The following is an 18,207-nucleotide window of genomic DNA, read 5'->3' on the forward strand; positions in this document are numbered from 1 at the left end:
TTTATAGGCCTATTCTGTCTGTCAGCACCTGATTGACGTCTTGGCCGAAGTCGCCACGACCAGCATTCTTAACCACTGACCGACCGAAACGAAAACACGACCATGACAACTGACATTACAGATACAGAAAACCCGCCACCCTAGGTCGAGTGACGGGTCTTTCCATCGATTAAAGCGCCGAAATAATGCAAATCAACATTAATATCGAAGGGATCAATGTAGACGCTGCTACAACCAATCCCGTTGTTGCCTTAATTACTTCTGTCACGGCAACAATGATCGCCGCTAAGGTGTATAATTTATCTATCACGATTCAAATAGGTCCTCCATTCAATAGATTTACCGATGCTTTTCCGGCATCCACCAATTATAGCAGGTAATTCACCTTTTCGCTTGAGCAACCCATTCCTCCAAACGATGATAACGAACTCTGCGAAGAGTAGAAGGCAGATACTTTAAGTAGTCCTATTGTCGCATCAATTCTGCCGCGCCGCTGCCCGGCAGACCTTACGGAATTGACCGCTTCGATACCTGCGATAGCACTTCCCGGATCACCGGCCAAAACGATTCAAGACCTCGCCTCAATCACCCCGGAGGCGTCGTGCATGCTGGGACCACTCTACAGCTGGCTGACTGCATTCGGCGACCTAGCATTGCTCGACCTCGTAGGCTGCACGAATGGACAGAGCAAGCATTCCGTCGCCTGGCGATATGGACCATCTGAGCAGCGCAGAACGCAAAGCGAAGCGCAAAGATGACCGTGGACGGCGAGTCGGCACCAACGTGCGCGATTACGAGCGCATGTGCGGATCTGGACCCGATCGATTGGCCGAGACTCTGATTGCGCGCCACAACGTCAGGATGAAGAACACGGAGAAGCTGCCGGATGGATTCCGATTCGAAGCAATCCTTTTTCTGGCACCGATAGCAATACTGGATATCGCGCATCGCAAGCTGAACCTTACTTTGGATCGCGCACCGTCAGCCTATTATGGCAAATGGCCTCACGACCTCGGCTGGGGAGTGGACAGCTGCGTCGCGGCCACCCGACTGCTTCTCGCAGGACAAGTGGTGGCCGCTGCCACGATCGCCCGACAACAACTCGAACGATGGACTGCGGTCATGGCACCTGTCGTCGGAGTCGAGCAACATCCGTCTGAAAAAGTGGAGGACTTCATTGCGCGTGCGTGGACCGCATACGCCGAGCGCATGCCAAATCCTGGCGCACCGCCGGAATCATCCAACATCGAGGGCGACGCAGACCCGACTACTGCGCAAGATATCGAGGGCGACGACAGCTCCGCAAGCACAGAGGAGCCAACCGCGCCTCATAAGCACGTCGTCCTGGCGAACGGACGTGAAGTATGCCCAGCCGTCGTCTACGGCGTTCTCAGCGAAATAATGCATGCGCGACTCTTCGAGGAAGCCATGTGGTGGGAGTCGGCCGCGCTCCTGAGCAGATTCGATGTACCAAGTGTCGTATACGGCGCGGTGGACTGCATAGCGGATGCGTTGAGCTTGAGCCTTACCCAGATTCAATACATGACGGCTGCTGGCCTGTATCGGCAGGGCGATCCCGAGGACGCCGTGACGTTGATAGCAAGTACCAACCTTGCCGTACGGCCTTCGGCTGACGTCGCGGGTGAAGAACCACCAGACGATGCCCTCCCGTATTCGTCATCGTTCGTACTGCCGAGATTGCCTACCGTCATGCCATTGTCGCCCGATGAAGGCCTCTTGCCGGTGTTTGTTCGCTACCTAGACGATCAACGATCCACGTACGAGTCGCTGGCCTGGAATCATCGGCCCGCAGGTCGCTTGTATCGGGACGACGAGCTTGCGACGTTAGCCTTCGGCGCTCATCGCCAGGCGAGTGCATCGTTTGCGCTACGAGCCCTCGCCGCCGAGCGAGACGAACTAGGCGACGATTTCAACATTGACTCGGTGGCCTCGCGCGGGACGAACTACATCGTGGTTGCCGAGTTGGCGGCTCTTGCTGCTCTGTGGACACGCAACGGTCCTCTGATACCAGCAGCATCGACTCCCCTGGCTCTGGTGTCGTCGACGTTGCGGTCCGCATACTGGTTGTGGTTGGAAGACGACGACCGGGCGATGGCTTCGCTTCGATGCACGCTAGAGCAAATCGCTCGATCCAGGGTCCACCGGACGAAACCGGCGAAAGCGGAGCGCCTTGAAGAATCCGTGCACAACAAGCCTCAGCGGTGGATAGAGGCCGCCGGGTGGGGTCGACTGTCGGCTTGGAATCGAGTGTTGGGCGCGTACGCGCACGCCCACAAAAAGCCTAATTGGGAAGGCGCTAGAGAGCTCCTGAAGGACTTGCAGCTCGACGCGGACGAGCCGTACGCCTTGCAGCGAGCGCGTGGTGACGCACTGAATGTGGTGACGACTCTGGTGGCGCACGAGTCAATCAGCATTCTGGCTCTCTTCTCACAGAAGGTGGCGGCTACCGCAGCTGAACTGCTGGAAAACCACTCAGGCTTGGACATGACACGGGAATGGATGGATGCGTTGATGAGTAACGCACTTGCCCATCGGAAAACACCGATTACAGAACAAGACTGATCGGCCAGCCCGAACACCCCGCTCCGGTAGCTACTCGACGGGCTGGGCGGCGTCGGCGGGGCACCATTGGTGATCGAGCTGAAGGTACCCCTTGCCGTTGCCGATCGGAATTTTGAAACTTAGGCAGCAAATCCACTGTCCCCGTCCAGTTTTCGCCCATGCGTGAAGAAGCCCAGGGGCCTTGACGTCCATCGCGAGACCTTCCGATCTCTCGCCTGTCCGTCGCTGTTGCTGAAGCGGGTCGAATAGAGCTAAGTGGCTCGAAGGTCACGGGCCAGTTCTCTCACAGTTCGCTGGTCAAATGCACGACCGCTCGCCTGTGCGGCCGGTGGGCGACAGACATGTCCGCGCCGGCGGGCCTGCAGCGCAGTAATCTGCTCGCCGAAACGTGGGTGCGCTGTGTGATGCCGCGTCCGTGAACGGTGGTTTCGATGGTAATCGACCAGATACGGCCCCTCCCTGCTCGATACCGCCGTGGCCGACGGCCTGAGAGAACCTCATCGACGTCGTTCAAGGTCACGGCGAACAGTATGCCGCGGTCGGAAAGGTGTTGTCGTATAACACGACATCTGCGGAGCTACCGGCTCCGACCTCACCCACTCTGCGTACGGTGACCAATGCTGCGCGCGCTTTCGCACCCAGAGGCAATGGGGCAGCTCTGATTTCGTACTTCTCGTAGTGGCCGGTTTCGTGGAGCAACCGAATTGTCTCTGGCGTTCGAGCAGTGGCCGCAGGTTGTTGTACGGCTGTCGCCAGAAGTCGTGCGCACGGCAGGTCTTCGGGGTGTATGACGGGCCGCGCTTTAGTGGCGATGCTTCTCCACGCCAGTCCGGGCGGCGGTGCGGTGTGCCAAACCAGCAACATCAGCGTGGCGGGATCGACGATCGCAAGGTGTTCTTGGGGACGTAAGAGCGAGTGAACGATGAGGTCCGACAAGTGAGTAGCGGCGCTCTGGGGTGGCAGCGGGGAGGGTCCGAGGTCGTGCGAGAGGCCGTGGAACACACGGTCTCCTGTCGCGCGGTCGAGGCGAATGCGACCGGTCACGTTCACTCGGCGCTGCGCATGGTCTGCAGTGGCCTTCACTGTGGTCAGTTGCACTGCTGTGTCGGCGTGTGCGGCCACGAGGTGTCCCAGAGCTGGGGCGGCGTCGACGCCGAGATCATGTGGCTCGATGGCGTCGGCAACAGTACGCTGTCGGCCGTGGTGGGGCGCTGCCATCGTGATTGCGGTTCCTCGCGTGAGATTCCATTCGAAGGCGTGAGCGGACGGCGGAGCTGCAGATGCCTCCTCGACAGGTGAAATGAGCAGCCACACAGCTCGTGTACGACCGCGGTGATCGAGGATCGGCTCGGCGGTCACCCTCTTGCGGCCGGCCGTGACGTCGTGACGTCGTCCCGTATCGGATGCCGAGCGGACCGCATCGAGTGCCGCGGTGCGGTGGGAACCGCGGAGAAACTTCTGTAGTGGAGTTGCCCGGCGTGAGGTGTCGCCCACTCCCACCACGGTGTGTTCGTGCGGTCCGAGGGTGTCGATCAACAGCCACTGATGGCGCGTGTCGCGGCTGGCGTGGTGAGTGGATTGGGTCGTCATCGCTCGTCCGACCCGATGGCTTCGGGAGGGCCCGCTGTAGCGGTGATGGGGTCTGTGACATCGGGGCGGCGGCTTCGGTCGCGATCGAGCTCGCTCACGTCGAGGGTTGATCGTGTGCCGTCCGTCGAGAATGTGGTGCGCCGGCGGGTGGGCATCGCGGCGATGATCGCGGATCCGATCATGATCGTGGAGAAGCTCCACAGTCCCATGGTCGCGATGATCCCGACGTGTAGCACGATGTCGAGTGTCAGGCCCACTTTGCGCCATCGTCTCGTGCCTAGAAACAGGATTCCGATCAGCAGTTCGATGACCAGTGCTCCCCAGGTCATCGAGATCACCAATGCCGGTATGTTCGAGGTCCAGATCAGCATCGGTTCGAGTGGGTAGCTTGCTCCGAATGCGTTGTCGCGCAGGAAATAGTACTCGGCGGTCCCGTTGACCCAGTCCGAGACACCGAACTTGCTGATCGCACTGTCGAAGTAGATGAAGGCCAGCTGCAGTCGCAGCGCGAGCAGGCATGCGTACGAGAGGGGTTGAATCCACCGGTTGGGTTCGGTGGTGGGGTGTTGCCAATGCCAGCCTCTGTCGTCGAGGAGGGCAAGGGGGACGATCAGGATGCAGACGATGCGCACGACCGATTCGCCACCGTCGGGCAGTGCGATGCTGCCGGCGATCGAGTAGGCGACCCAGGCATGTGGGAGTGCGGTCACTCGGGGACGCCACCCTGTGGCCACCAGCAGCAGGATTGCGGCCATGCCCCAGTGTCGCCACTCCAGTGGGATGGCGTCGTGTCCGAGGCAGTACAGAGATGCGCTCTGCACTCCGGCGCAATGCGGAGCATCGTTCTGTCCGATCACCGGCACCATCAACGCAGCTGGGGTGGTGAAGAGCAGGATCGACAGCTGAGCTAGCGCCAGGACGGTGCGGCCGGTCCCGAACCACCTGTTGCGAGGATCGTGCTCGGAGACTTTTCGGTAGACGTACTCCACTGTGTCGTTGATGGTGCCTGCGGTCTCGAGCCGAGCGGTGGTCATCATGAGCACTGCACATTCAGGTGCGCGGTTGCGGTGACTTTCCGATATTCGTCCGTGAGACGTCGGAAGCTCCAGGGTGTGGTGTGCTCTTCGGTCAGGACGACGTCTCCACAGACGGTCGGTATCGGTGAGTTGCTCGTCACCTCGTCCGGAACAGACTCGGCAGCGGTGACAATGCATGTGGCCGTTGGGTCGTCGCAGGGCAACCAGGTTCGGACGGCGGCGTTGAGGAACCCGAGTTCGGGGCCTTGCGCCCGTTGGGTGCGCGATAGCCCGTAGAGGTTGGTCACCGCTCCCTGTGGGGTCTTCATCAGGCTGTAGACAGCATCGGCACTGTCGACGGTGTAGGCACCGACCTGGGTTCCTTCCGGATCGCGGGTGAAGAATGCCCAGTCCTGTGGATCCAATGCGTTGAACGCCGTCCGGACGGGGTGATCGCCGTCGCGTGTGAACAAGACGTTGCTGGGCAGTGTGAAGACTATGGCGAAGGCGAAACCGCCGACTACTACTGCCGCGGCGACCACGAAGAGCAGAACAATCAGCACCTTCGGTGGCCGACGTTGCGCCCCAATAGAAGTCGAGTACTCGCCGCGACCGGCCTCGATTGTGCTCGCTGTTGCCTCGTCGATCTGGTGCAGCTCGGGTCGAACGTCTGTCATGGCGGGCTCTCATGCTCGGACGTGGCTGATCGGATGGGTCGACCACCCCTGGGTGCGGTGCACGGATCGAAGCGGGATCGAGGCAACGCACCCAGGGGCGAAAGCGTTGACGGGTCTCAGAGCGCTGAGGTCACCAACGCAGCAGTCTCGGTTCGCTCGAAGTCGCCCTTTCGATTCAGGTCGAAGCCGTAGGAGATCGCATCGGGGACGACGTAGAGCACGACCCCTACTTCGGTCGCAGCTGCGACGTTGGCGTACCCGACTGCGTTGAGGACGCCGGCCACATTGATCTCTACAGCGATGTTGGAGTCGTGGTAGAAAAATCCGTCGGTATGGACATCTCCGCCGGACTCACTCGCGCCACTTTGCGCGGCCAACGTCTTCAGATCAGCCGAGATGGTGTCGATACCCTTCTGAGCCTGGTAGGGATCGTTCGCCTGAACGGCGTGGGTCACCGAGGAGTGGAAGTTCGGATCGACAGAGACCAGGGCATCGGTGAGTTGGCCGATCTGTTCGTCAGTGGCGGTAGGTGCTCCTTCGACCTTGAATTTGGCGGCGACGTCCGGATGGTCCTGCGCCGCACGGCCGCTGGCGAGCGCGAGTAGCCCCACCACGTCCTGGTCGGTGTATTTATCCTGCTTCGGACCGGTCGCCGATGCGGCCTGCACCGGCGCGTCGTGAACGGTCAAGGCCTGAGCAGTCCCTACTGCCCCGAGACTCAGGACCACCAGCGGGGCGGCAATAGCGGCGGCGACTTTAACTTTACGTGGGAACACAATTCATCCTCGAAGGGTGTGTTTCGACGAGACCCCTATACCGGCGGGCGACGCCGAGGCGGCTTCGATCGACGGGTTCGCCGACTCGAGCGCTCGATTTGCCACGCCGATGACCGCGTGGACCACCCCAGACCGTGCCGACTACGCAGCTCCACGCAACTGCTATCGCGCACCGATTTCCCCACCATGCCTACGCAGCAACGGCACATGCGGGTCGCCTGGCCGGTTCGCCGATGGACAGTCCGTCGGCGAACAAAACAAACCGAACAAGCTGATACTAACGACGAGACAGGCGGGTGTAAACCTTTACGAAGGACTAATTAACGAGACAAACGATCCGAATGGGACGACTGACGTGAAACCTCGCTATTGGGATTTCTACGGCTCGATGATGTTGAACTGTGCAGAGTTTCGCACTCCCAGGCGTGCAGTGATGCGACTACCGATTCGATGGTCGAGTAGCTTTTCGCTCAATGCGAGGCGCTGCGCGGGCCGACCTCGGTAGTGAAAGTAGACGCCGATTCGGTTGGCGGTAGACGGGATCTCGACGTCGTTGGTGCCCCAGTTCAATTCGTGGCCGCGCCCATCGACTTCGAGGCCAGGTTTGGTGAACAACGCGTGAAACCACGTATTCACCCACGCTGGCTTCACAGAGACAGTTGCAGTAATGGTGTCGACGGGAGAAGTCATGTGGGTTGCTCACCTTCCGGTACGAACTTGATGATGTCCTGCAGGGCTTGCATGTGTTCACCGAGCGCGGTACGTCCGCGGTCGGTGGCCCGTATCCATGTGCGCGAGTACCGAGCGGTTCGACCCTTCTCTACCGCAACGTACCCGGCCGCTTCGAGAGCTGACACATGTTGAGAAAGTAGAGAATCACTGATCTGAAGTGCCGATGCGAGGATCTTGAACTCCACCGCAGCCACACCTTCCCTCGACGCAGCCGCCAGAATCGACAGTCGAATCGGCTGGGTCAGTGCTCGATCGAGTTGGTGCCGTGGATGATCGACCGTCACGACGTTCGCACTCCGCGCACCGACACCAACACCGGGACGACGGCGACGATACCTGCGCCGGCCAGTACCAACGCACCGGATGCGACCGCCAGTATCAAGCCATGGGGCGCTATACAAAGAGCGATCGTGGCGACGCCGATCAACACCGTTCCGACGGTGGTCGACCCGGAGGAGTCCCGTCCCGGTGGCAATGGGACACCAATCGACTTGCCTATCAACAGAATCGCGCATATCGCCAGAATCGCTACAGCGGCGGGCAACCAGACCCAGCCAGGCTCGACGAACCCCATTACTGCATAACCAGCCGCCGCGACCACCACTGCCACCGACGAGAGCGTAAGTGAACGCCCACGGGATGAGGCACTGCGGTGATGGCTGCCGATTCGGCGTGAAGCCTGCTCGGACTCGAACAGCGCTCGCGCTGAGTCGAATTGCTCGGACATTTTTGCCTCCCTAGCTGATCTCCCACGAGCCTAACCGCTACTTTAAGATTCGTAAAGTAGTAATCCTCAGGGGACAGCGGCGACCAGAAATCAATCAACTGATTGCAACAACACTTCACTGGCTAGAGAACTTCGGACCGGACTTTGAGCGGCACCCCGTCACGGAAGGATCCTCCAGACGAGCCAGCCACGGTGAGCGCGACGCTGACCAAGACTCTCTGAGGGGGATCGACAACGAGGCGTGTGGGCGGATCGAAAGTGACGGGCCAGTTCTCGTACATCTCGGGGCTCACTGCGCGACCGCCAGACCGTGTGGCCGGTGCAGGACGGCCGCGTCGACGCTGGTCGGGGTCCACCGCAGGCCCTGTTCGCCGAACGTGGGCGCGGTGAGGGTGTAGCGGCCGGTGCGCTCGGCGATACCGCGCCCGTGCACGGTGGTCTCGAGGGTGATCGACCGGATACGGCCCCTGCCCTGCTCGATTCCGCCGTACGCGACAGGCCGCGAGGAGATTGCCAGGTCGAGACCGGGCATGCGTCCGTTCGTGATCGCGAGAATTCCTGCGTGCGTACGGTTTCGGGCCAACAGGGCACGCGCCCGGGTTGGCGGAACATCGCGTCCGTGCACGGTCGTCACGACCAGATCGAGGCCCTCGATACAGATGCTCGCAGCGTCGAGGGGGTCTGCTTGGCCTGGGTCGATCAGGTGGATTTTCGACAGGTCGCCGCCCTGCTCGTGGACGGCGAGGAGTCCGAACTTCGACTGCCCGATCAATGCGACGTGGTGGCCGGCCGCGCTGGCTGTAGCGACGAGACCGACGAGGATCGATCCGGCACCGGTAATCGAGATGGCCGTTCCGCGGGCCAGCGCACCGCGTGGGAGGAGTTCCGACAGTGGCGTGGGCACGGGGATGGTGCGCAGGGTCTGTGAACGCACAGGGCCGCTGAGGGTCTGTTCGTCGGCGGGCGGGGCCGTTGGCTGAGATGGGGCGAACAGGGATGCGTCGACGGGCTCGATGGGTGCGTGGACACGTCGTCCGGGGATCGCGGCCATGCTGCGTCGGAGCGCGGCGAGCTGTTCGGCCTTGCCCAAGCCGGTGAGGTCCCCGATTGCGTCGACGGTGGCCATGTGGATCGACCTTTCGCGCGCCGGTAGGAACCACCACACCGTATCGAACGCATGTTCGATTGTCGAACGTGCAGGTGGGCGCGTTCAGCGGTGGAGGGTGTGAGTGTCGAGGTCGTCTGCCGTGAAGGTCCAGGCGAGATGCCGGTATAGGTGAAGCGTTCGTTTCACCTGGTCGAGGGCGCTTACGACGGCCGGGTCGCTGGGGTCGCGCCCCTCGTCACGGATGGCTGCGCACTCGTCGTCGTCCATGCTGTGTTGGACGCACAGCGCTGCTTTGTGGTTCCCAGGCAACAGTCATTCATGTGAATGACTGGACGAGCTGCGTCGTTCTTTCCGGCATGACGGTGCATCGGTCTTCTCGAGCCTGCGCCGCGGGGTTCCGATCTACGTCTAGTTCGACGCGTCGGCCTCGGGGGCGGTTGCTGCGTCGTAGATCAGGTCGTCCGAGCCGTGGTAGCGGTAAGCACGCTGTCCACTGGGCAGAGTCACCCAGCCCGCCTGGCCGTGATCGGCGTCCGGATCGAAACTACGGTCGTTGGTCATTCAACACTCTCATTCTCCGCAGGCGGGCGCACCACAGTCACCTTGCTCTTGACGACAATCGGGGCATCCGCGGGCCCCTGCAAATGCTCATCGATCCACATGGGTAGATGACGCTTCTGCGATGGATACCAATGCCGACGCCAATGCCCCCGAACGACGTGGCGGTGCGAGAGCTTGCCAGATCCTTCCGACGATGAAGCACTGGATGCAGGCCGCGGCTGCCGGTACGACAAATACGTCACCTCACGCATCCGCTTGACTACGCCGTCGTTGTCTCGCATGCGCGCCGACTGCTGGCGGGTGGACTCCACGAACTTGTTGCCTCGCAGCATGTTCACCATCGAGAAGAACGTTCGCGCAACGTAATCCAGGTCATTCATGGCGGTCACGGAATGCGCAGGTTCGTCGGGACCGACGTCCGTGAAACCCGCGCCTCCTGATCGGTTCGGTGCACTGGGCGCAGCATCGGATTCGGCTGGGCTGAGCTGGACCTCGGCGAAAGGAAACACCGGTAGGTAGTCGTTGACGACGCGGTACAACCGGTTTCCGTCAGTAGGAATTGCCCCGTCGGCCCGCGCCAACCACCACCGCAAAGCAGGAACGGTAAGCATGGCCATCAGGAGAACATCGGTTCCACTTCCACTGTCGCGACCTGTCTCGTTCCACACCAGGACCCGCCCGTGGTCGGGCACTCCATCCGCTGGAGCGAGATAGAGAACTCCTCTGCTCGAGGGAAGATCTGCCACGGTCACAGCAACATCATGGTCTCGATCGGCACTCTGGCCGGCCTCGATCAACGCAGTCATCTCCGGCGTCGCATAGTAGGCATACCGGTCCGCCGTCGACGCGCGCAGAAGGAAGTGGCTGTAGTAGAGCATCTGGAACCAACGGAAGGGCTGCAGGCCGACATCGTGCGATTCCGGTTCGTCATCGAGCCAGAAGGGCAAGTGCTTGTGGGGCTCCCGCGCGACAACTTCGACCGGCAGCTTCGTCATCCGGGACAACCTGTGGAGCATCTCGCCCACGTCGGTCGGGTCGGACCGAAACCGGATGACGTCGTAGCCGCCCTTAAGGAATTTTCCCAGGTAGGTCTCCACCGGCCAGGCTGCGGCCTCGATGGCCTCGAGCACAAGGGGCCACCGCGCCGCGGTGACCTTTGCTTCCAGGACCTCGGCGGCCTGCCGGCGGATACGCATGTCGACCGAAAATTGTTGCCCTGGAACGAACTCACCGTCGAATCCATCACGGCGAACCCGAGTGCCCTTCGCATTCCGAGGCTTCTGCCCTCTTCTATCCGAACGCCGCGCCAATTTTCCCATCCCGCCCCCTCGTCTACCACTCCATGGCACAAATCCGCATCAACACTCTGACGATATGGACCATCGCAACATTAACTGGCAGTTGTCATTCGGAGTCTGGTGTTGCGGCGGTGACGAGTTCAGTCAAGACCCCGTGGCAATCCTTTGGGTGCAGGAAGTTGATTCGGGACCCCATTGAACCTTGTCTCGGCTCGTCGTAGAGTGCCCGGACGCCCTTACTCCGTATGGCTTCTGTTTCGCCACTCACGTCGTTCGTGCCGAATGCGATGTGGTGGACGCCTTCTCCGTTCTTGGCCAGCCACTTGCCTACTACTGAGTCGTCCCGGGTCGAGCCCAGCAGCTGGAGGTACGAGGCGTAACCGTCCGGGGTCTCGTTGATCTTCAACATCGCTTCACGGATACCCTCCTCCTCGTTCGATTCCAGGTGAGTAACCTCGAATCCATAGGTGGCACTGTAGAATTCGACGGTTTTGTCGAGGTCGAAACAAACAATCCCGATATGGTCAATTCGAGTCAGCATGCCTACAGTCCACCGCATAACTGCTCGCTATGCAACATGCTGACATGACCGAATCCGCTTGTCTGACTGATATTTACAAGATCAGTCAATCTGAACTCTGCCAACAGTCCCTACTTTGCTTGGTTGCCTAGGTCGTCAAATTCAGCCCAACCCTTGACTCGGGCCCAGTTCAAGCCGCTGCGCAGGTGATTTCGTGCCATGCAGGTGTCCCCGTCGATGTCGCAGACTTCGATCACCTAACGGTGGCCCAAAGCTTCGCTGCTTTGCAAAGCGCGGCAGAGGTAATGACTGGAGGAACGATCTGCTCCAGCTCTACGTCATAGGAGATTTTCGCTTGGCCTCAAGGGCTCTAACTACCTCGGCGGCCCCTTCTTGACGGCTGGCGGTAGTCGTCACAATGGGGACGTCGCGTTGACCAAGCTCGATCACGGCCTGGAGTTCGCGAAGTACTGCGTGGACTCCGTTCTGATCTGCCTTGTTTACGACGTAGAGGTCGGCGATTTCCAGAACACCAGCCTTGGCCATTTGGATGCCGTCACCTGCTCCAGGCGCTAGAACAACGATGGTGTCGTCCGCGATTGATGCGATTTCCACCTCTGACTGCCCGGTTCCGACCGTCTCGATCAAGATCCTGTCAAATTCGATCTCAGACAGGATCGCGATCATTGTCCTGGCCGTGGCCGAAAGTCCTCCGAGATGGCCACGACTGGACACTGACCGAATGAAAACTCCGGGATCATCTGAGTGCTCCTGCATACGGATGCGGTCACCGAGGAGCGCACCGCCGGTTATCGGCGATGACGGATCAAAGCAGAGCACTGCCACGCGCTGACCCCGCTTGCGGTACTCGGCGATAAGACATGAAATCAACGTCGACTTTCCGACACCAGGAGGACCTGTCAAGCCAATCACCGTACAGGCGGTTCGGGGGTGGTCCGGTGCAGCCGGAGAGATGACGTCAACCTCAGTGATGGCGTAGTTCTCCGCGCGAGTCATTAGTTGCGCCAGCGCCCTGATATTGCCTTGCCGTGCAGACTCCAAGGTCTGACAGTTCTGGTGCCTCGTCACTCCGTCTCCTTGAGCGGATGTAGGTTCGTTTGTGCCCAACGGGTGATCTCCTGAAGGGAATCCCGAGAGGTAAAGACCCGGAGCACTCCCATTTCAGCGAGCTTGCGTGCGTCTCCAGGTGGAATGACGCCGCCACAGAAGATGGGTATCTCCATCGCGTTATTCTCGGCCAACAGCTCGATTACGCGGGGTACCAGTTCCATGTGAGCGCCCGATAGCAGTGACAGACCGACAGCGTCGGCACCCTCTTCCAAAGTGGTGCGGACGATTTGCTCGGGTGTCTGACGCAATCCGGTGTAGATAACTTCCATGCCGGCATCACGAAGTGCGCGCGCCACCACTTTGGCACCGCGATCGTGGCCATCCAGCCCAGGTTTGGCAACCACCACTCGGACACGATGCACGCGGCCTTCGGCCTTTCCTGCGTCGAAGCTCGGGTTCGGAGCTGTCATGCCGTCACCAGCGGTGTGATCCGCGCCTCGCCGATCCGGGAACGCAGGTCGACGTCGGTGACACCGAGCCCACTCGAGGGTGCTAGGCAAAGTATGCCAACTTTGCCGAGGTGCTCGTTTAGTTGAATCCTGCGTGCGGCTTCTGGTGTCTCTTGAAACGGGTGCACTTCAGACAACATAGGTTGCACTTGGCCGCGCTGGATGAGGCGGTTCGTCTGCCACTGCTCGTACAAATTCGCCCCGTGGCTGCCTACTATTCTTTTCAGGCGCATCCACAAGTAGCGGTTGTCGAACGTGTGTTGGTAACCCGTGCTCGATCCACAGGTGACGATTGTGCCGCCGCGGCGGGCCACGAATACCGAGAGGCCGAAGGTCTCGCGGCCAACGTGCTCGAAGACGATGTTCGGATCCTCTCCGATCTCTCGCCTGATGATCTTGCCCAGCAGTTTTCCTGCCGCGACGGTGGCGTCCGGGTCAGCGGAAATCTCACCGATCTCGCGCCGATCGATGACCAGCTCACAGCCAAGCTTGCGGGCGACCTCGGCTTTTGCGTCCGAGCTGACTATGCCGATTGGTATGCCGCCGCCGTTGCGGACGAATTGCACGGCGTAGCCACCGAGGCCACCCGCCGCGCCCCAAATGAGGACTACATCGCCTTGACGCATGTTGGCACCGCGCTCGCTGACGAGCATCCGGTAGGCCGTTCCCGCGCACAATGGGTTGCTGGCAGCCTCTTCCCAGGTGAGGTGCGCTGCCTTGGGTAGTAATTGACTCGCGCGGACGACCGCATAGTCAGCGAGGCCTCCGAAGTTTGTCTCAAACCCCCATGCTCGCTGCTCGTGGCCGAGCATGCCGTCGTGATGGGTGAGCGGTTCCTGGTCATCGACATGAGCCGTCCCTACGGCGACATGGTCCCCGACCTTCCACTTGCGCACACCGGCCCCGACGCGCACGATCACCCCGGCTGCGTCCGACCCCAGTACGTGGTACGGCTGGTCGTGACGAGAGGCCCAGCCGCCCTGTTTTGCGTAGTGCCGCAGGAAGTTGAAAGTGGGGATCGGCTCGAAGGTAGCGGACCAGATTGTGTTGTAGTTCATCGCCGCTGCCATAACAGCGACCAACACCTCATCAGGAGCAAGTTCCGGCATGGGCACACTGCCGAGGTGAATCGACTTTCGAACGTCTTTGTCCTCGACGCCGGCGAAAATCTGGATGTCTTCTACATCTAGGTAGGCGGCGTTGTATTCAGGTGGGACGGGAAGGCTCTCAAGTACGTCCGGAGAGGCACCCGCGATTACAGCTTCAGAGAGTTCGTTCATTGTCATCCTTGTTCGTCGGTAGGGTGTCGGTACAGGTGATTTTGATACGTCCAGGCAGATCACTGGCGTGCAGAAAAGTCCGCAGATGTGCTCGGATTTCTCGTGCGCTCGGGACATTGCGAGTTGGTCCAGACACACTGAGCACCGCGGTGTCGGTACGGCCCCTCACCAGCTGCACTTCCGCCTCTCGTACCCAAGTGTGGGTTCGGGCGACGCGGGCGACTGCGGAGGCATCAATGAGGCTTCGGGTGCGGATCCACCGACCCTCCCGAGGTCCTAGGTGTCGCATCTCGCCGTCTGCCGCGACGTACCCACAGTCGTCGGTGCAAACCTCGCGGCCGTCGGCGAGATGAACCCAGATCGTGCCCGCTATACAACAGGGCAGTAACTGTTCCGACCGGCCACGCACGGTGAATCTCACACCGTCCGATGGCATCAAGCGCGGAGGGTGGGGAGCGTCGTCGTTACATAGTGTCCCCGCGCGGACGCCAGCACAGATGTACGGGGTCCCCGCGCCGGCTGCTCGGGGCCGGACTTTGCTCGTAGAGCTGACCAAGGATGTTTCTCGGTCTGAAGCGAGATCTGTGACAGCAGTGCGAAAATCGGCAAGAAATATTTCTGCTTCCGCTGCACCCATCAGATCCTGGCGATAGTCGAGCCGCACCCGGCACTGCGGCCAGTGCGCACGGATCTGCAGCGTTCTGGCCAAAGCAGCGTTTGTGTTTGGCGTGAAAAACTCCCACTCCGAACGTAGGCCGGGGATTTCCAGGTCAAGTTGGGCTGGCGGACGGGGAAATGACAGGCCGAGCTCAGTACTGAGCCGAGCGAGGGGTCTGCCGGGCACACCGGACACCAGGTCCACGAACGGGACGCGGCGATAGCGAGCCAAGTGTGTGAGCGCCCGGCGGGCCGAGGCAACGGATTTTTCCGTCGCCATCTGGCGGGAGGTTTCGATGGATACGGGGACCACGTTGGTTTGCAAGCCGGCGACATGTCCGGTGTGTTCGTCACTGACGTCCGAAGCCACAGACAACACCGGATCAATGTTGTCGTAAGCCGTCATTTGTCGAGTGAGCGCTGCGAAAAGCATCGTGAATGTGCTCACCTGCAGGTTTTGAGCGATCGCGCGAAGGGCGGCAACCGCTGAGGGCTCCAGTTCGATTGTCGGCGAGGCAGCAATGGACCGCTGCCCCAGACGGCCGCCCTCGGGAAGTGTCAAGGGCATCCGTTTGTCGATAGCAGTACGCCAAAATTCGATGGCCTCCGCGGTGACTGCCTCCGTGGCAACGGGCGTACTGGGCGCGGCCAGCGGCGTCGGATTCACTTGATGGCCGATTCTCAGTTTCCCCAGATAGTTCGAGAAATCGCGGGCGACAATAAACTTGCTGCGCCCGTCAAAGCCGGCGTGATGAGCCTCGAAGACCATCGAGCAGCGGTTGGGAGCATGGGTTAGAAGTTGGAAACGAATTGGTGCCTCGGTGGCTAGGTCCCAGCGCTTGTCCTGTTCGCGCTGCTTGCACCATTCTCGGACCGCCGCCGACTCGGAGCCGTCTTCGCATGGGATAGTGGCGCGCTCGAAAGAACATGCCTCAAGTGCCGGCAGGACGCACTGGCGCAACTGTCCCCGCACAAGCCGCAGCACCGACCGCAGCGGCTCGTGTCGTTCAAGCACGGCGCGCGCAGCGGCCTCGAGGTGATGCTCGTCAAGTACACCGCGAAAGGTCGCCACGAAATATCCGCCGCCACTAATCGAGGGATCAATCGTGGCTTCGGCCCAGAGTGCGTATTGGCCCGCATCGGCGGGCCTATCGTGCAGGATTGTGGTCATTCGTCACCGCCCTGACTGTGTCGGCGACGCCGCCGGCAGTCATCTGCGATGAGCTCAGCGACTCTCTCACGATTAACCTTCCCGCTGGGGGTCCTGGGCAGTTCGGGCAGTTCCGTCACCGAAACAGGGACCGAAACCTCGGGCAGTACCTTGCGTAGTCGCTTAAGAGCGTTGGCCTCGACTGGGCCGGTGCAGCCCTCACGAAGGACTACTGCGGCGCGCAGGCTGGCATGGCCGGACTTAGTCACCACCATGACCGTCGCCGCTGCAGCGAAGTCGGGAGCTGTTAGCAACTGCGCATCGATTTCTAGGAGATCAACGCGGATTCCCCGCACTTTGATCTGGCTGTCCATTCGGGATAGGAAGCGCAAGCCGCTGTCTGTCAGCTCCACCAGGTCACCGGTACGGAAGGCTCGGGTGTTACCGGCTGGTGAGGGAAGGATGCTGACGTAGCGCTCCACTGTCAGCTCGGGACGCCCCAGATATCCATCCGACAATGGATTTCCGGATACGAGAAGCTCTCCGATGTTCGGAGTTTCTGGAACTTCCGGCGCGATGAGTAGTTCGCATCCCGGCAGGGGTTCGCCGATTGGTGGCAGATTGGGCCAGGCATACGGATCGGGCCCCAGGATGTGCGAGGTCACCATGGCGGATTCGCTTTGTCCGTAGTGGTTGACCAGCCGGCAGCCGGGCATACATGCGAACATTGCGCGAATATCTTCCGAGCACACTACTTGCTCACCGGCGGTATTTACCTCGACCAAGCACAGTTGCGCCAGCATGTCCCGCTGGGCCGTCACTGCCAGCATCTGCAACGCAACGAATGGGACGAACAGCCGCTCGATTCGTTGATCGGAGAGCCATCGAAGCAATTGGGCTGGTTCACGGCGTAGCTTCTCCGGCATGATCGCAAGCGTGCCGCCGCCGCACAGCGTGCCCAATATCTCCTGGAACGAGACGTCGAAATTTAGCGGGGCGAACTGTGCGGTGCGTAGTTCGGGGTGGGGTGAGTGGGATGTTTGCCAATCGACCATTGTGTCGATGCAGAGATGGTTCAGCGCTACGCCCTTCGGCCAGCCGGTCGATCCGGATGTGTAGATGATGTAGACCGGAAGTGCGGCATCGCACGCGACGGCGCGCAGGTCGATCGGTTGGGTTACTCCGGGGGGCAGCCCGATGTCGACCAGCGGGGCGTGGTGGTTCACACGTGATCGCGTGGTGGCGATTAGGGCGCGAGGTGCGCAGTCATCCACCATGAACTGAATCCGTTCCACGGGGTACTCGGGGTCCAACGGGACGTACGTCGCTCCATGCAGCAGCACCCCGAGTAATGCAGCGACTGCACCCGCGCCTCGCGGAAGCGATACCGCAACCCGGTCTCCTACGTTCACGCCGGCCAGCGTCAAGTTGGACGACACCGTTTGCGCCCAAGCTGCCAGTTCTCCGTAGGTGTACGAACGATCGGCGTCGACTACAGCCGTACGCCCCGGATCGTGGGTGACACGGCGAACAAATCCAGTTAAGTGACAATCGGGTGTCGCCGGACCTCCCCACAGTGACTTGAATTTTGGGGCGGTCATGCATCTTCTCCCCGCGGCGCTACCCCTGCTAGTTCTTCATCAACGGCCTCCACGAATTCTTCGATGGTGGGGTTGTTAAAAATTAGATGCAATTCCGCTTGCAGCCCATACTCCCGCTGGATAAGGGCAAGGATTTTCGCGGCCGTGAGCGAATCACCGCCCAAATCGAAGAAATTGTCATCGAGCGTGAGATTTTCTTCGCCGAGAGCCCGTTCCCAGAAACTCGTAATAGTGGTAGCCATCCGTTGTTTGCTCATATTTCTCTGCTCCCCATCCGAGTGGTCAGTTGGCTGCACCCTTGAGTGTGTTTGGGTACGGGATTGACCCGGACTGCTGCTGCTCCGGTTAGAT

General features: G+C 60.7%; 18 protein-coding genes. 1 reads left to right on the forward strand and 17 read right to left on the reverse strand.

All coding sequences use genetic code 11. The annotated features are described in order from the left end of the window. Window positions 1–678 precede the first annotated feature (678 nt). On the forward strand, window positions 679–2,583 hold the full coding sequence (locus CH290_RS28175; protein ID WP_094617243.1) for a hypothetical protein: 1,905 nt from the start codon (window positions 679–681) through the stop codon (window positions 2,581–2,583). A 516-nt stretch (window positions 2,584–3,099) separates the two neighbouring features. Here CH290_RS28175 and CH290_RS28180 read toward each other — a convergent pair. From CH290_RS28180 to CH290_RS28255, 17 genes are all read right to left on the reverse strand, one after another. Then, entirely contained in the window at window positions 3,100–4,173 is a 1,074-nt protein-coding gene (locus CH290_RS28180; RefSeq protein ID WP_032364822.1) for a GAF domain-containing protein, read from the reverse strand. Then, a complete protein-coding gene (locus tag CH290_RS28185; RefSeq protein WP_141214631.1) occupies window positions 4,170–5,210 on the reverse strand; it encodes a sporulation-delaying protein SdpB family protein in 1,041 nt (346 codons plus the stop codon). The genes CH290_RS28180 and CH290_RS28185 overlap by 4 nt, the downstream gene beginning before the upstream one ends. Continuing rightward, window positions 5,207–5,866 carry an SdpA family antimicrobial peptide system protein gene (locus CH290_RS28190; RefSeq protein WP_052049294.1) on the reverse strand — a complete coding sequence of 220 codons (660 nt, stop codon included), beginning with the start codon at window positions 5,864–5,866 and terminating at the stop codon, window positions 5,207–5,209. Before CH290_RS28190 ends, CH290_RS28185 begins: the two co-directional genes overlap by 4 nt. A 116-nt stretch (window positions 5,867–5,982) precedes the next feature. Further along, window positions 5,983–6,642 (reverse strand): sporulation delaying protein family toxin, encoded by a 660-nt coding sequence (locus tag CH290_RS28195; protein ID WP_141215920.1) that lies wholly within the window; start codon window positions 6,640–6,642, stop codon window positions 5,983–5,985. A gap of 378 nt (window positions 6,643–7,020) precedes the next feature. Beyond that, window positions 7,021–7,332, reverse strand: coding sequence for a hypothetical protein (locus CH290_RS28200; RefSeq protein WP_141214632.1), 312 nt, complete (start codon window positions 7,330–7,332; stop codon window positions 7,021–7,023). After that, complete coding sequence (locus tag CH290_RS30580; protein ID WP_032364819.1) at window positions 7,329–7,658, reverse strand: transcriptional regulator; 330 nt, start codon at window positions 7,656–7,658, stop codon at window positions 7,329–7,331. The genes CH290_RS28200 and CH290_RS30580 overlap by 4 nt, the downstream gene beginning before the upstream one ends. After that, window positions 7,655–7,984 (reverse strand): hypothetical protein, encoded by a 330-nt coding sequence (locus tag CH290_RS30585; RefSeq protein WP_212555970.1) that lies wholly within the window; start codon window positions 7,982–7,984, stop codon window positions 7,655–7,657. Before CH290_RS30585 ends, CH290_RS30580 begins: the two co-directional genes overlap by 4 nt. A gap of 406 nt (window positions 7,985–8,390) precedes the next feature. Next, window positions 8,391–9,227, reverse strand: a complete 837-nt coding sequence (gene imuA' / locus CH290_RS28210; RefSeq protein ID WP_052049293.1) for a DnaE2-dependent mutagenesis accessory factor ImuA' — start codon at window positions 9,225–9,227, stop codon at window positions 8,391–8,393. A 390-nt stretch (window positions 9,228–9,617) separates the two neighbouring features. Then, window positions 9,618–9,770 (reverse strand): hypothetical protein, encoded by a 153-nt coding sequence (locus CH290_RS30460; protein WP_155290193.1) that lies wholly within the window; start codon window positions 9,768–9,770, stop codon window positions 9,618–9,620. Continuing rightward, the gene (locus tag CH290_RS28220) at window positions 9,767–10,966 is read right to left on the reverse strand and encodes a hypothetical protein (protein ID WP_032364816.1); all 1,200 of its coding nucleotides are present in this window, start codon (window positions 10,964–10,966) and stop codon (window positions 9,767–9,769) included. The genes CH290_RS30460 and CH290_RS28220 overlap by 4 nt, the downstream gene beginning before the upstream one ends. A 208-nt stretch (window positions 10,967–11,174) precedes the next feature. Continuing rightward, on the reverse strand, window positions 11,175–11,609 hold the full coding sequence (gene mce / locus CH290_RS28225; RefSeq protein ID WP_015586177.1) for a methylmalonyl-CoA epimerase: 435 nt from the start codon (window positions 11,607–11,609) through the stop codon (window positions 11,175–11,177). 312 nt (window positions 11,610–11,921) lie between these two features. Continuing rightward, entirely contained in the window at window positions 11,922–12,677 is a 756-nt protein-coding gene (gene meaB, locus CH290_RS28230) for a methylmalonyl Co-A mutase-associated GTPase MeaB (RefSeq protein ID WP_015586176.1), read from the reverse strand. Next, complete coding sequence (locus CH290_RS28235) at window positions 12,674–13,129, reverse strand: cobalamin B12-binding domain-containing protein (protein WP_015586175.1); 456 nt, start codon at window positions 13,127–13,129, stop codon at window positions 12,674–12,676. Before CH290_RS28235 ends, meaB begins: the two co-directional genes overlap by 4 nt. Next, window positions 13,126–14,448 carry a crotonyl-CoA carboxylase/reductase gene (gene ccrA / locus CH290_RS28240; RefSeq protein WP_015586174.1) on the reverse strand — a complete coding sequence of 441 codons (1,323 nt, stop codon included), beginning with the start codon at window positions 14,446–14,448 and terminating at the stop codon, window positions 13,126–13,128. Before ccrA ends, CH290_RS28235 begins: the two co-directional genes overlap by 4 nt. Beyond that, window positions 14,432–16,276, reverse strand: a complete 1,845-nt coding sequence (locus CH290_RS28245) for a condensation domain-containing protein (protein WP_015586173.1) — start codon at window positions 16,274–16,276, stop codon at window positions 14,432–14,434. The genes ccrA and CH290_RS28245 overlap by 17 nt, the downstream gene beginning before the upstream one ends. Continuing rightward, on the reverse strand, window positions 16,273–17,856 hold the full coding sequence (locus CH290_RS28250) for an AMP-binding protein (protein WP_015586172.1): 1,584 nt from the start codon (window positions 17,854–17,856) through the stop codon (window positions 16,273–16,275). Before CH290_RS28250 ends, CH290_RS28245 begins: the two co-directional genes overlap by 4 nt. Beyond that, on the reverse strand, window positions 17,853–18,113 hold the full coding sequence (locus CH290_RS28255) for a phosphopantetheine-binding protein (protein ID WP_032382025.1): 261 nt from the start codon (window positions 18,111–18,113) through the stop codon (window positions 17,853–17,855). Before CH290_RS28255 ends, CH290_RS28250 begins: the two co-directional genes overlap by 4 nt. Between the last annotated feature and the right edge of the window lie 94 nt (window positions 18,114–18,207).

Origin of the sequence: Rhodococcus sp. 06-156-4, from assembly GCF_002259345.1 — a bacterium.
In the GTDB taxonomy this organism is placed as follows: Bacteria; Actinomycetota; Actinomycetes; order Mycobacteriales; family Mycobacteriaceae; genus Rhodococcoides; species Rhodococcoides fascians_E.